The sequence below is a fragment of the Nocardia sp. N2S4-5 genome, from assembly GCF_044628355.1.
GTDB lineage: Bacteria > Actinomycetota > Actinomycetes > Mycobacteriales > Mycobacteriaceae > Nocardia > Nocardia wallacei_B.
The window spans coordinates 1050773-1063972 of the sequence record NZ_JBIUPM010000001.1 but is presented as its reverse complement, the minus strand read 5'-3'; the positions used below and the strand labels follow the sequence as shown (position 1 = coordinate 1063972).

Annotated in this window: 11 protein-coding genes and 1 pseudogene; 8 read left to right on the top strand and 4 right to left on the bottom strand. The window is 69.3% G+C overall.

Annotation, left to right across the window (positions count from 1 at the left end):
• The first annotated feature begins 112 nt into the window (after positions 1 to 112).
• The 6 genes and pseudogenes from ACFMRZ_RS04670 (at position 113) to ACFMRZ_RS04645 (ending at position 5759) form a co-directional block, all read left to right on the top strand.
• Positions 113 to 1546 (top strand): carboxylesterase/lipase family protein, encoded by a 1434-nt coding sequence (locus ACFMRZ_RS04670; RefSeq protein WP_400178051.1) that lies wholly within the window; start codon positions 113 to 115, stop codon positions 1544 to 1546.
• Positions 1547 to 1690: 144 nt separating this feature from the next.
• Entirely contained in the window at positions 1691 to 2419 is a 729-nt protein-coding gene (locus ACFMRZ_RS04665; protein ID WP_400182768.1) for a MerR family transcriptional regulator, read from the top strand.
• A gap of 16 nt (positions 2420 to 2435) precedes the next feature.
• A pseudogene (locus tag ACFMRZ_RS04660) lies at positions 2436 to 4349 on the top strand (S9 family peptidase).
• 42 nt (positions 4350 to 4391) lie between these two features.
• Positions 4392 to 4562, top strand: coding sequence for a CopG family transcriptional regulator (locus tag ACFMRZ_RS04655; RefSeq protein WP_400178050.1), 171 nt, complete (start codon positions 4392 to 4394; stop codon positions 4560 to 4562).
• A 1-nt stretch (position 4563) separates the two neighbouring features.
• Entirely contained in the window at positions 4564 to 4905 is a 342-nt protein-coding gene (locus ACFMRZ_RS04650) for a VOC family protein (RefSeq protein ID WP_400178049.1), read from the top strand.
• 38 nt (positions 4906 to 4943) lie between these two features.
• Positions 4944 to 5759, top strand: coding sequence for a class I SAM-dependent methyltransferase (locus tag ACFMRZ_RS04645; RefSeq protein WP_400182767.1), 816 nt, complete (start codon positions 4944 to 4946; stop codon positions 5757 to 5759).
• A gap of 2 nt (positions 5760 to 5761) precedes the next feature.
• Here the strand turns inward: ACFMRZ_RS04645 and ACFMRZ_RS04640 are convergent, their stop codons facing one another.
• Positions 5762 to 6217, bottom strand: coding sequence for a PaaI family thioesterase (locus tag ACFMRZ_RS04640; protein WP_400178048.1), 456 nt, complete (start codon positions 6215 to 6217; stop codon positions 5762 to 5764).
• A 182-nt stretch (positions 6218 to 6399) separates the two neighbouring features.
• Here ACFMRZ_RS04640 and ACFMRZ_RS04635 point away from each other — a divergent pair, with 182 nt between their 5' ends.
• Complete coding sequence (locus tag ACFMRZ_RS04635) at positions 6400 to 7626, top strand: site-specific integrase (protein WP_280370605.1); 1227 nt, start codon at positions 6400 to 6402, stop codon at positions 7624 to 7626.
• A 99-nt stretch (positions 7627 to 7725) separates the two neighbouring features.
• The gene (locus ACFMRZ_RS04630) at positions 7726 to 8202 is read left to right on the top strand and encodes an SRPBCC family protein (RefSeq protein ID WP_400178047.1); all 477 of its coding nucleotides are present in this window, start codon (positions 7726 to 7728) and stop codon (positions 8200 to 8202) included.
• Here the strand turns inward: ACFMRZ_RS04630 and ACFMRZ_RS04625 are convergent.
• The 3 genes from ACFMRZ_RS04625 to ACFMRZ_RS04615 all read right to left on the bottom strand — a co-directional run bounded on the left by ACFMRZ_RS04625 (position 8199) and on the right by ACFMRZ_RS04615 (position 13115).
• Positions 8199 to 9200, bottom strand: coding sequence for a hypothetical protein (locus ACFMRZ_RS04625; protein ID WP_400178046.1), 1002 nt, complete (start codon positions 9198 to 9200; stop codon positions 8199 to 8201). The genes ACFMRZ_RS04630 and ACFMRZ_RS04625 overlap by 4 nt on opposite strands.
• A gap of 136 nt (positions 9201 to 9336) precedes the next feature.
• On the bottom strand, positions 9337 to 10824 hold the full coding sequence (locus ACFMRZ_RS04620) for an AMP nucleosidase (RefSeq protein WP_400178045.1): 1488 nt from the start codon (positions 10822 to 10824) through the stop codon (positions 9337 to 9339).
• Positions 10821 to 13115: a molybdopterin guanine dinucleotide-containing S/N-oxide reductase gene (locus ACFMRZ_RS04615; RefSeq protein WP_400178044.1), complete on the bottom strand. Its 2295-nt coding sequence runs from the start codon at positions 13113 to 13115 to the stop codon at positions 10821 to 10823. The genes ACFMRZ_RS04620 and ACFMRZ_RS04615 overlap by 4 nt, the downstream gene beginning before the upstream one ends.
• Positions 13116 to 13200 lie beyond the last annotated feature (85 nt).

Genomic DNA, 13200 nt, shown 5'->3' with positions numbered 1-13200 from the left:
CGAAAGGCATCGAAAACTGTGCTCGGTAGTACCGTCGTACCAACGGAAGAGAGCGAGTGCCGGTGAGTTTCGAGGCGGAGATCCGTACGACCGCAGGAGTAGTGCGTGGGAGGTGGCAGGCGCGGTCGCGGTGTTCAGAGGCATCCCCTATGCCCAGCCGCCAGTCGGGCCCCGCCGCTTCGCGGCTCCTGTCGCGGCGCGGGCGTGGGACGGAGTGCGGGATGCGTTCGAGTTCGGGCCGCCCGCGCCACAGGCAGGGTCGACGGTCGCGCATGACGGGAATTGCTTGACCCTGAATGTCTGGTCCCCCGACCTCGGTCCGGCCGGATTGCCGGTAATGGTGTGGATTCACGGCGGCGCGTACCGGGAGGGCAGCTCCGGCAATCCGCACTACGACGGCGCCACGCTCGCCGCGGCCGGGGTGGTCATGGTCAGCCTGAACTATCGCGTCGGTGTGGAGGGCTTCGCGCACATAGCCGGTGCCCCGGACAACCGCGGCATTCTCGATCAAGCCCTGGCGCTGCGCTGGGTGCAGGACAATGTCGCCGCGTTCGGTGGGGATCCGGGGCGGGTGACCGTGTTCGGCCAGTCGGCAGGCGCGGGGTGCGTTGCGGCGCTGCTCGCAATGCCCAAGGCGCAGGGGCTGTTTCAGCGTGCGATCGCGCAGAGTGTTCCGGGCACGTACTTCTCCACGGGGCTGGCCGCAGCGATCTCGACAAGGATCGCCGAGGAGGCGGGTGCGCGCGCGACCGTCGACGACCTGGCACGCGTGGACTCACATACGCTGGTCGGCGCGTCGGATGCGGTGCTCCGGCGAATGCCGTCGCTGGTCGACTCGTGGGGTCCCATGGCGCTGACACCGACGCCGTTCTCCCCCGTGGTCGACGGAGAAGATGTGCTTCCCTGCGCGCCGTGGCGGGCGCTGGCGAACGGCAGCGCGCGAGGCGTCGAACTGCTCGTCGGTCACACCCGCGACGAATACCGGTTGTTCAATCCTCTGCGTGGCCGGGAGGTTACCGACGACCAGGTGACCACTGCCCTGCGGCATCTCGCTCCTCGGCCGGACGGGCCTGGCGACTACCGTGCCGTCTACGCCGAATCCACTCCCGCGCAGCTGTACGAAACCGTCCATGCCGACTGGCTGTTTCGTATGCCGAGCCTGCACCTGGCCGACGCCCATGCCACCGGCGGCGGGCCGACCTGGGACTACGAACTCTGCTGGAGCTTCAACGAGGTGGAGGGCTCCTCGCACTGCCTCGATTTTCTCCTGGTGTTCGGCACACTCACCCCGGCCGAGGTCCGAACTCATCCCGCTGCCCATCCGACCGCGGCCGGCGAAATCCGTCAGGTCGCCCATGCCATGCGCACCGACTGGCTGTCTTTCGCTACGACGGGCAACCCCGGGTGGACGCCCTACGACCCTGACGTCCGCGCGACCCGCGTGTACGCCGCCACTTCGACCACCGCGCCCTACCCCGAGGAACGTTCCCGGTTCGTTTGGGCCACATACCGATTCGACACCCTCGACCTTCCGGGCGCCGGGTAGGGCTCGGGTCGGCATCGGGGCACCGCGACCGGCTCGCCGAGCGGGTGGCGTGCCGGGGAGTTGACTGTGCCGCGAGGGCATAGTTTCCACTGGTGGGGCGGCGAAGGAGTTGTGGGGCCGCGGAGCGCACGGGAAGGGTGGATGATGGCCTGGAGTACGCGGCAGCTCGCCGCACTGGCCGGGACGACGCTGAGGGCGGTCCGGCACTATCACGAGGTGGGCCTGCTCGACGAACCCGAGCGTGCTTCGAACGGGTACAAGCAGTACCGGACCGAGCATCTGCTGCGGCTGTTGCAGATCAAGCGGCTCAGCGATCTCGGGGTGCCGTTGGCGCAGATCGCGGCGATGGGGCGCGCGGACGAGGACCCCGATGAGGCGATCCGGGTATTGGACGCCGAGCTGGCGGCGACCATCGAGCGGCTGCAGCGGATTCGTGCGGAACTGGCGGTCATCCTGCGGGATCGGGCACCGGCCGATGTTCCGGCCGGGTTCGGCCACCTCGCCCGGGAGCTGTCCGAATCGGACCGGTCGATGATCATGATCTACTCCCGGCTCTTCACCCCGGAGGCGATGGCGCAGCTGACCGACATGGTGGCGCACCGGCATCCCACCGATGACGAGTTCGATGAGCTACCCGCCGACGCCGACGCGGCCGCGATCGGAGATCTGGCCGCGCGGATGGCGCCGGTGGTCCGGGAACTCCAGCGGCGGCACCCGTGGGCCGCCGATCCGGCCGCCTATTCCCAACGGAGCGTCGAGGTCACCGAAGACGCGGTGGTGCAGGCGCTTCGCGACCTCTACAACCCGGCGCAGTTGCAGGTGCTGCGGCGCGTCGATGCCCTCATCGCCGAATCGGCCGACGACCATCGCTGACCCGGAGGAGCCGGACATGACGACATCGAAGAGTAGAGCCCTGCCCGAGCTGGTCGCCGTCGAGGAGTTCTTCGCCGATCCGGAGTTCTCCGGGGCGTCGATCTCACCGGACGGCACCCGCATCGCCTACCGCGCCCCCGCGCACGGGCGGCGGAATGTGTGGGTGCGTGGGATCGACGAGGACCACGAGGACGCCGTCTGCGTCACCCACGATGCGCGGCGCGGCATCACCAGTTACTACTGGACCGACGATCCGCGCTGGCTGCTGTACCTGCAGGACACCGACGGCAACGAGGATTGGCATCTGTACCGGGTGGACCTCGAAGCGCCGGATGAACTTGCCGTGGACCTGACGCCCCTGGCACCCGGCTCGCGCGTGTTCGGCGCCGAGCCGTCCGCCGCGGTCCCGGGGACCGTGCTCGTGTGGATGAACAAGCGCCCCCACTTCATCGATGCGTTCCGTATCAATGTCGCCCGCGGGACGACCACGCCGCACCTCGAACAGAGCGAACCGGGTGCGACCGTCCTGCTGGACCGTAGCGATCGACCGGCCTTCGCTTCGCAGCTGGCCGAAGACGGTGTCTTTCAGTTCTTTACGATCGACCCGAGCACCGGCGAGAAGCACCCGCTACTCCGTGTCGGGGGCGCTGAGCATCCGATGGGTGCGCAGCCACAGCTGGTGACGCCGGACGGACAAGGCCTGCTGCTCGGCGCCTATCAGGATTCCGACGATCTGCGGCTGATCCGCGTCGACCGCGAGACCGGGCAGCAGACCGTTGTCGCGGCCGTTCCGGGGCACAGTCTCGACATCACCGGCATGATGGCTCCGGACGTACTGCCGCCCACCGTATTCCTCAGTCGTCGGACCGGAGAGGTCCTCGCGGCGCGTTTCGTCGGCGACCGGCCCCGGATCGAGGTGGTGGACCCGCACTTCGCCGAGGTCTACGCCGCTCTCGCGCAACTCTCCGACGGCGTGCTCGGCACATTGTCGTCGGACGAGTCCGAACAACGCTGGGTGGCGACCTTCATCCATGACCGCGACCCGGCGGTGACCTGGTTCTATGACCACACGACGGGACGGAGCCGGCAGCTGTTCCGTGCCTATCCGCGGCTGGACCCGGCGGTGCTGGCACCGATGACCTCGGTCGAATTCCCGGCGCGAGACGGGTTGCCGCTGCACGCTTTCCGCACCCTGCCGGTCGGTGTCGAACCCCGGAACCTGCCGCTGGTGTTGCTCGTACACGGCGGGCCCTGGGCACACGACACGTGGGGCTACGACCCGCTGGTGCAGTTTCTCGCCAACCGCGGCTACGCGGTGCTGCAGGTCAACTTCCGCGGCTCGACCGGCTACGGGAAGCGGCACACCACCGCCGCGATCGGTGAGTTCGCCGGGGCCATGCACGACGACCTCATCGATGCCGCCGACTGGGCGGTGGCCGAGGGGTTCGCCGACCCGCAGCGGATCGGCATCATGGGCGGCTCCTACGGTGGCTACGCCGCCCTCGTCGGCGTCACCGTCACCCCCGGCTACTTCGCCGCCGCCGTCGACTACGTGGGTATCTCCGATCTGGCGAATTTTCTGCGGACACTTCCGCCGTTCACCCGGCCCTACAACGTCAACAGCTGGTACCGCTACGTCGGCGACCCCGAGAACCCCGACCAGGAAGCCGATATGCGCGCCCGCTCTCCCCTCACCATGGCGGATCGGATTCGTACGCCGCTACTGGTTGCCTAGGGCGCCAACGACGTTCGTGTGGTGCAGGCCGAATCCGACAATATCGTTGCCTCGCTGCGCGACCGCGGTATCCCGGTCGAATATCTCGTCGCCGAGGACGAGGGCCACGGTTTCGCGAATCCGGAGAACCAGATCCGGCTCTACCGTGCCGTCGAGCGGCACTTCGCCCGGCACCTGGGCGGCCGCGCGGAATGATCATGCTCGACCCTAGATTGCTAGCATGCTAGCATCGGCAGGGTGGGCGACGAGGATGTGAAGCAGTTCAACGTCTACCTGCCGATCGGATTGATCAAGCAGGTGAAGATTCGGGCCATCGAATCGGGGATGTCGCTGTCGGCGCTGGTCGCCGCGGCGCTGCGGGCCTATCTCGACGATTCCCACCAGCAGCCGGAGACGGGGAAGGATTGATATGACGACCGAAGGCATCGAGGCCGTGTTCCTGGAGACCCATAACTGGGGGAAGACCGCGAGGTTCCTCCAAGGATTGGGGTTCGAGGTCGAATTCGAGACCGACCACAACTCGGGCCAGTTTCGTAACAGTGACGGTCCCTACGTGTTCGTGGCGGAGGTGGCGCCCACTCAGGAGCCGCGCGTGCAGTTGGTGTTGAAGGCCGAAAGCACCGATCAGCGGCCGGGCGGTGATGTCGAGATCGTCTCCGAGTTCGAGCAGACCCATTTCGGGACTCAGGAGATGACGGTGCGGGATCCGGACGGCCGCCTGTGGAGCCTGCAGGCTCCGGGGAAGCAGTGACCGCCGTGCCCGCCGACGCTCAGCCCGACCACACAGCCGTGCGCACCGCGCTGTGGCGTGCGGTGCACCTCCGAAGTGATTCGCCGCCTTATGTTTTCGAGGACGAGGTCGGGCTGCGCCTGGCCGAGCCCGAGGACGGCTGGCAGGAGCGCCCCGACATGGATCCGGTGCTGACCGCCCCGATGCGGGCGGGGATCCTGTCCCGCGCTCGTTTCATCGAGGACCTCGTCGCCACACAAGCCGACCTCGGGGTCGATCAGTACGTGCTGCTCGGCGCGGGTCTGGACACCTTCGCGCAGCGCCGTCCCGCACTGGCCGAACGTCTTACGGTGTTCGAGGTCGATCAGCCGGGTCCGCAGGCGTGGAAGCGGCGGCGGCTCGGGGAACTCGGCTTCGCGATACCGCCGTGGCTGCGGCTGGTGCCGGTGGATTTCGAGACGGACTCCTGGTGGGATCGGCTGACCGACGCGGGTTTCGATCCGGGGCGACCGGCGGTCGTCGCGTCCACCGGCGTCAGCATGTACCTCACGCGGGACGCGAATATCGCTACGCTGCGGGAGATTTCACGGCTGGCCCCGGGATCCACGCTGGCCACGACGTTCATGGTGCCGATCGACCTCGTCGGCCCGGACGAGCAGCGGCTGCGTGGGTTCGCCGAACAGGGCGCCCGTTCCTCCGGCACACCGTTCATCAGCTTCTTCACGCCCGCGGAGATGCTGGACCTGGCCAAGGAAGCGGGTTTTCCCGCCGCCCGCCACGTCGCGCCGGACGAGCTGATCGACCGCTATTTCGCCGATCGGCCCGACGGCCTGCGGCCCGCGCAGTCCGAGCAGATCCTGGTGGCCACCACCTGAATTCACCGGTCCGGGGTGTCGGTCAAGCAGATCACGGTCTGCTGGCCGGTGGCGACGAGTGCCCGCCGATCCTCCTGCACGCCGTACACCTCCAACCGGCACACGGTCAGAGTGCGGCCCGATTTCACGACCTCGCCGTCCGCCGCGAGGTACTCGCCCGCGGCGGGCGCCAGCAGGTTGATCTTGTACTCCACTGTGAGCACCGACGCGTTCTCGGGGAACAGGGTGAAGGCCGCGTAGCCGCCCGCGCTGTCGGCGATGGCGCTGGTGGCGCCCGCGTGCACGTAGCCGTGCTGCTGACTCACCTCGGGCCGGTTCGGCAACGCGATATGGACGCGGCCCGGCGCGATGTGCGTGAGCCGGGCACCGAGATGGCGCATGAGTCCCTGGCGTTCGAAGCTTTCGCGGATGCGCGCCCGCACTTCGGGATCGGCCTGTGTCCCGGCTGTGTCGTCCATTGCTCTCCTCGTACGGCCCGGGTCGTCGTGAGCTTCGATGGTGCCTTGTCGGCGGCGAATCCACGGCAGGCTGGGTGCCGTGTCGCGCACACCGGTCCCGATGCGTCGGTGCTGTGGCGAATAGGTAAACGCCGCATGCGGTTTCGCCGCCGGATGCCCTATGCGCGGTACTGTGACCGACGATGAACCCACCACTCGATTCCCTCGCCGCCGAGAGCGCGGCCGTGGCCGTGCCCGAGGCCGTGCACACCGAACTCCGCCGCGGCGTGCGCAGCGTGCTCGTGGATATCGCGGCGTTGCGGCTGGTGCGGGAGCGGTTCGACGACGAGCAGGCCGGCGCGCTGCGACGGTATCTGGAGGCGTCGCAGTCGCCGAATACGGTGCGCGCCTATCGGTCCGACTGGATCGGGTGGTCGGCCTGGTGCGCGGCCGAGGAACGGCAGGCGTTGCCCGCGGACCCGCTGGATGTGGCGGTGTATCTCGCGGCCGCGGCCGATACCCGCAAGCCGGGCGGCGAGTGGGCGTTCAGCGCCGCGACCCTGGAGCGCAAGAGTGCCGCGATCGCGGCCGTGCACGCCGCGAACGGCTTGCCCTCCCCCACCCGCACCGACGTCGTCCGCCTGACTCTGCGCGGCATCCGGCGGACCCGCCGCACTCAGCCCAATCGCAAACGGCCTGTCCTGCTGCACACTCTGGAGCAGCTCCTCGACGGCCTGCCCACACCCGGCTGGCCGACCGAACCGGCCCGTCGCCGCGATGCCCTGGTGCTGCTCGTCGGTTTCGCGGGAGCGTTGCGGCGCAGCGAGATCGCCGGGTTGCGCCTCTGCGATGTCCGCGTCGACCTCGACCACGCCAGCGGCGAACCGGTGCTGCTGATTCAGTTGCCCGCCACCAAGACCGACCCGACCGGTGCGGCGGCGCAGCGGGTGGCGCTGCCGCGCGGCAGCCGGCCGCGCACCTGCCCCGTCTGCGCCTTCGCCGACTGGACCCGGTTGCGGGAGACGCACTTTCGCCACGGCACCGGGGGTTTGCGCGCCTGGCTGGACGACCGGATGGTCACCGACAGCGGCATCCACCGCTGCCACGCCTTCACCGGAACCACTCTCACCGACCCCGACCTGCCGCTGTTTCCGACCATCTCACGGCACGGCGGCATCGGCGACGACGCCATGTCCGGCCGTGCCGTCGCCGAACTGGTGAAACGCTACGCCGCCCGAGCCGGCCTGGACCCCGCCCTGTTCTCCGGCCACTCCCTGCGCGCCGGTTTCGCCACCCAAGCCGCCCTCGGCGGCGCCAGCGACCGCGAGATCATGCGCCAGGGCCGCTGGTCCAACCCCCGCACCGTGCACGGCTACATCCGCACCGCGAACCCGTTGGAGGACAACGCCGTGACGAAGCTGGGGCTGTAGTCGCTCATCGGGCGGAGACGGTTTCCCTGGTGCCGAACCCTTACGGTGGCGCGGGCAAAGGGCTACTATCGTCTGTAGTAGACCATGGGAGGGTATCGGATGCACACCATTACAGTCGACCGGGTGATCGCGGCGCCGATCGGTGAGGTCTTCGACTGGTTCGCCGATTCACGCAACTACGCCCGCTCGCGGTTCGTGCTGCGCAACCGCTGGGCCCGGCTCGGGGACGACGCACCGTACGGGGTCGGCGCGGTGCGGATCCACCTGTGGCTGATCGGATGGTTCCGCGAACGCGTCACCGCGTACAACCCGCCGTACGGCTTCGACTACCTCGTCGAGCGCAGTTTTCCTCCCGCGCGCCACGAAGGCGGCAGCATGACCTTCACCGAGGCGGGCGGCGGCACGCGCATCGTGTGGAGTACCACTTCCGAACTGCCGCTTCCCTTTCCGGCCCTGAACGCAGCCGCGATGAAACTCTTCGGCCCGGTGATCGCCAAGGCGTTCGGCACAATCGTCGACACCGCCGAAGCCGCCCTCGCCGATCCGCGATCCGCAGCGACCTCACCACCGGGCTAGGGTGTGCCGCCCGGGGGTGCGGGGGCGAAAGTGTTGGGCAGGCTGCCGTCGCGGCCGCCCGGCGGCAGGTCCGGAACGTCGCCGGAAGTCGGTGGGGGCGAGCTGGTTCCGCTGGGGTCCTGCGGATCCGGTAACCGGTCGGTCTGCTGGTCCGTTCCGGCGGCGTTGCCCTGATTCCGGGTCCCGGCGCGTTCCAGCATCTGCTCGCTGTCCTGGATGGCGCGCTGGGCGACACCCAGGTAGTAGCTGTTGATGTCGAGACCGTCGGGCACAGTGGCCGCGGCTTTCGTGTTGATCTCACCGATCGCCCGCCGGATGGCGTCGCGGCCCTGCCGGGAGTTCTCGCCGGTGCTGTCGATGAGGCGTACCAGGTCCTGTTCCGTCGCCGCGAAGACCTTTGCCGTGTCGACGAGCAAGGAGGCCTTGCCCTCGTAGGAGCCTATGCCGCTCATTCCGGGCGGGACCGTGAGTGTCGGCGGCGCGGGTGCCGGACCGGTCTTCCCGGCCTGGGGCGGGTCGCCGAGTGTCTGCCACATCCCGCACAGAAACCCCGGAAGCTGCTCGAACAGGTCATCGACCTCCGCGTTCAGGCCGACCGGCTTCAGCACGCTCGGCATCTCCGTGCACTCACCGCATCCGATGTCCACCGGCTGCTTCGGCCGCATGTCACCGAAGAGGGCCGACAAGCCACCACCGACCGAGGCCCCGCTGGCCTGCGTCGTAATACGTTGGCCGGTCGTATATTTCAGCAGACCGGCCCTACCGAAGCCGAACAAGCTGCCCGCGCCGCCGGCCACAGCGCCCAGGCCCGCGTCGACCACGATATCGCCGAGGGACTCTCCGCGCAGCACACCGTCGAGCGCGCCGCCGACCAGGCCGCCGATCGCGCCTCCGGCGATACTGCCGACCGGGCCCCACGCCTTACCGACCAGCGCGCCGACACCGGGCAGCACGACCTCCGCCGCATTGCCCAGAAATGTGGGCACCTTGCCGGACATCACCGATCCTTCACCTGCCGCGCCGAGGAGGGCGAGTGGTCAGCTCTCCCGATACCGCAAGTGTGGTTGCCTAGGTATCGAATTCCGCATCGGTAGCGGCGCGAGAATCCGGTTGTGCTCCAAAGCGGCGGGACCGCTAGCGGAATGGGGGCTCGTTGAAAGTGCGGAGTTTGCGGGAGTGCAGGCTGTCGCCTTCGGCGCGAAGGAGTTCCACGGCGCGGATGCCGATTTGTAAGTGTTCGGAGACCGTGCCCTCGTAGAAGCGGTTGGCCTGGCCGGGGAGTTTGATCTCGCCGTGGAGTGGCTTGTCGGAGACGCACAGCAGGGTGCCGTAGGGGACGCGGAAGCGGTAGCCCTGGGCAGCGATCGTGGCGCTTTCCATGTCGACGGCGACGGCCCGGCTCAGGTTGAACCGCAGGGCCGAGGCCGAGTAGCGCAGTTCCCAGTTGCGGTCGTCGGTGGTGACGACGGTGCCGGTGCGCAGGCGCTGCTTCACCGCCTCGCCGGGCATGCCGCTCACCTGCTCGGTCGCGTCGTACAGCGCGCGCTGGACCTCGGCGATGCTGGGGATCGGGATGTTCGGCGGCAGTACGGGATCCAGGACGTGGTCGTCGCGCAGGTAGGCGTGGGCCAGGACGTAGTCGCCGATCTCCTGGCTCTCCCGCAGCCCGCCGCAGTGGCCGATCATCAGCCACGCGTGCGGGCGCAGCACCGCGAGGTGGTCGCACATGTTCTTGGCGTTGGCGGGACCGACGCCGATGTTCACCAGCGTGATGCCCTGCCCGGTGGACGACATCAGATGCCACGCCGGCATCTGATGCTTCTTCCACGCCTCGTCGGCCACCATCGAATCGTGGTCCCCGGTCCCGGCGGTGATCACCGTGCCGCCGGCGCAGGACAGCGCCTCGAAAGGCGTTGCGGGGTCGGCGATCAGGTCGCGGGCCCAGCGCACGAATTCATCGACGTAGCGGCTGTAGTTGGTGAACAGCACGAACGGCTGGAAGTGCTCGACCGGCGTGCCGGTGTAGTGCCGCAGCCGCGCCAGCGAGAAGTCGGTGCGCAAAGCGTCGAAGTGGCTCAACGGCAGTGGGCCGCTGGTGTCGATGAGACCGTCGGCGATCTCGTCGCCGACCTCGGCCAGGTCGGTGGTCGGGAAGTAACGGGCCAGGTCGGCGCTCATCGACCGGTCCAGCCCCAGTTCGGCGGCGTCGATGACGTACGGGAACGGGATCTCCTGCCGGGAGGGCCCGACCTCGATCCGGATGTCGTAGTCGTCCGTGATCACCGTCAGCTGTTCGGTCAGGTAGCGGCGCAGCAGGGCCGGGCGGGTGATCGTCGTCCGGTAGCTGCCCGGCCGGGTGAGCCGTCCCCACGCACGCGACCGGTTCTTCGGCTCGGCGCGGCCGTCCCAGCTGATCCGCAGCTCGGGATATACGAACGCGCCCGCGGCCCGGACTTCGGCGGCGGGCACGACTCCGCTGTCGACGAAGTCCTTCACCGCCGCGCGCAGCGTGGCGACCGAGCGGTCGTAGCGGGCCTGTAGATCGTCGAGGGTCGCCGCTACGGCCACCTCGGTGACGGTCGGGCGCTCGGGCATTCCGGTGTTCGCCATGGCGTCGCTCACCCCCGTTCCGTCACGATGGCAGGCGGTGCGGTCACCGAAAGATCCGGCGGCACTTCGCGATACGCCTCGATCTGCACCAGTGCCAGTTGGCCGGTGGTGCCCTGGCTCAGCGTCGAGGAGGGCCGGTCGGCGGTCAGCACGTTCGGGTTGCCGTGGCGGCAGTGGCTCGGGTCGGCCGGGTCGGGGTCGTACCAGGCGCCGGTGGACAGCTGCGCGACACCCGGCCGCACCCCGGCATCGACCACCAGACCCGCCAGGCAGGAACCGCGGTCGTTGAACAGGCGCACGATCTCGCCGCCGCGCAGGCCGCGCGCCGCCGCCTCGTCCGGGTGCAGCCGGACCGGTTCGCGCTCGGCGATTTTCACCGAGCGGCTGTGCGAACCGACATCGAGCTGGCTGTGCAGCTTGGTGCGCGGCTGGTTGGCGACCAGCTGGAGCGGGAACCGGGCGGCGGCGGGGCCGCCGAGCCACTCCTCCGGCTCGAGCCACACCGGGTGGCCCGGGCAGTCCGGATAGCCGTACCCGGCGATGGTGTCGGAGAAGATCTCGATGCGGCCCGTCGGAGTCGGCAGCGGGTGGGCGTCGGGGTCGGCGCGGAAATCGGCGAAGGCCACCTGCGCCGGTTCGGCCACCGGCAGCTCCAGACCCGCGCCGGCCCAGAACTCGTCGAATCCGGGCAAATCCCGGCCGCGCTCCCCCAGCCCGTCTCGCCACTGCTCGTACAGGTGCCGCAGCCACTCGCCGGTGGTGCGGCCCTCGGTGAATTCCTTGGCGACGCCGAGCCTTTCGGACAGTTCGGCGAGGATGGCGTAATCGTCGCGCGCCTGGCCGTGTGGGCGGGTCAGCGCGGGCATCGGGAAGAACATGCGGTCGTTGTCGCCGGCGCCGAAGTCGTCGCGTTCGATGGTCATGGTGGCCGGCAGCACGATGTCGGCGTGCCGGGCGGTCGCCGTCCAGAACGCGTCGTGCACGACGATGGTGTCGGGCCGGGCGAACGCCTCGCGCAGCCGCGCGAGGTCCTGATGGTGGTGGAACGGGTTGCCGCCCGCCCAGTAGACCAGCCGGATGTCGGGATACGTGAGGTCCTGTCCGTTGTAGCGGTAGGGCGCACCGGGATTCAGCAGCATGTCGGCGATGCGGGCGACGGGGATGAAGGTGTCGACGCCGTTCTCACCCTGCGACAGATACGGCACCCGCAGCTGCCGCGTCGGTTCCCCCACATTGGCCGCCGAACCGTAGCCGTGGCCGAAACCGCCTCCGGGCAGCCCGATCTGGCCCAGCATGGCCGCCAGCACCACCCCCAGCCACAGCGGCTGCTCACCGTAGCGCGCCCGCTGCAGCGACCAGCTGACCGTCACGAAGGTGCGCGACCCGGCCATCTCGCGGGCGAGCGCGCGAATCCGGTCGGCCGGGATGCCCGTGATCGCCTCGGCCCAGGGCGGATCCTTCACCACCCCGTCCGCCTCGCCGCGCAGGTACCGGGCGAACCGTTCGTATCCGACGGTGTAGCGATCCAGGAAGGTGGTGTCGGCCGCGCCTTCGGCGTCGAGCACCTGGGCCAGCGCCAGCATCAGCGCGGCGTCGGTATTCGGCCGCGGCGCAAGCCATTCCGCCTGCGCCTCCTCCGGTGTGTCGTCGCGCAGCGGGGCGACCGTCACGAATCGGCAGCCGCGCTCGCGTGCCGCCGCGACCCAGCCCCGCGCGTTGTGCCGTGACACCCCGCCGGGACTGACCGCGGCGTTCTTCGGCGACAACCCGCCGAAGGCGACCACCAGCTCGGTGTGCTCGCTGATCACCGACTTCGCCGTGCTGTGGCCCAGTAGCCAGTACAGGTCGCACAGCACGTAGGGCAGCAGCACCGCCGAGGTGCCGAGGCTGTAGCTGTTGACGTGCCGGACGTAGCCGCCCAGGCAGTTGAGGAAGCGGTGCACCTGACTCTGCGCGTGATGGAAGCGCCCGGCGCTGGCCCAGCCGTAGGACCCGCCGAATACCGATTCCGCCCCGAATTCGCCGTAGACCCGGCGCAATTCGGCCGACAGCAGCTCGACGGCGCGGTCCCAGGACACCGGCACGAACGGCTCGTCCCCGCGCCGGGCCGCCCCCGGGCCGCGCTCGAGCCAGCTCTGCCGTACATAGGGGCGATCGATGCGCGTGGGGTGGTGCTGCGCGGAGGCGACGTTCTCGATCAGGGGCAGCGGTTCGGGATCACCGCGCCACGGCCGCACCTCGGTCAGCCGCTCGCCGTCGGTGGCGGCCTCGAACGCTCCCCAGTGCGTCAGATGCGTCGTCATGGTGTCCACCGTAGCCGGGCCCACCGACACCGCCGCCGGGCCGCCATCGAGATGGACAGGCGACCAGTTACCGGACAGAATGACG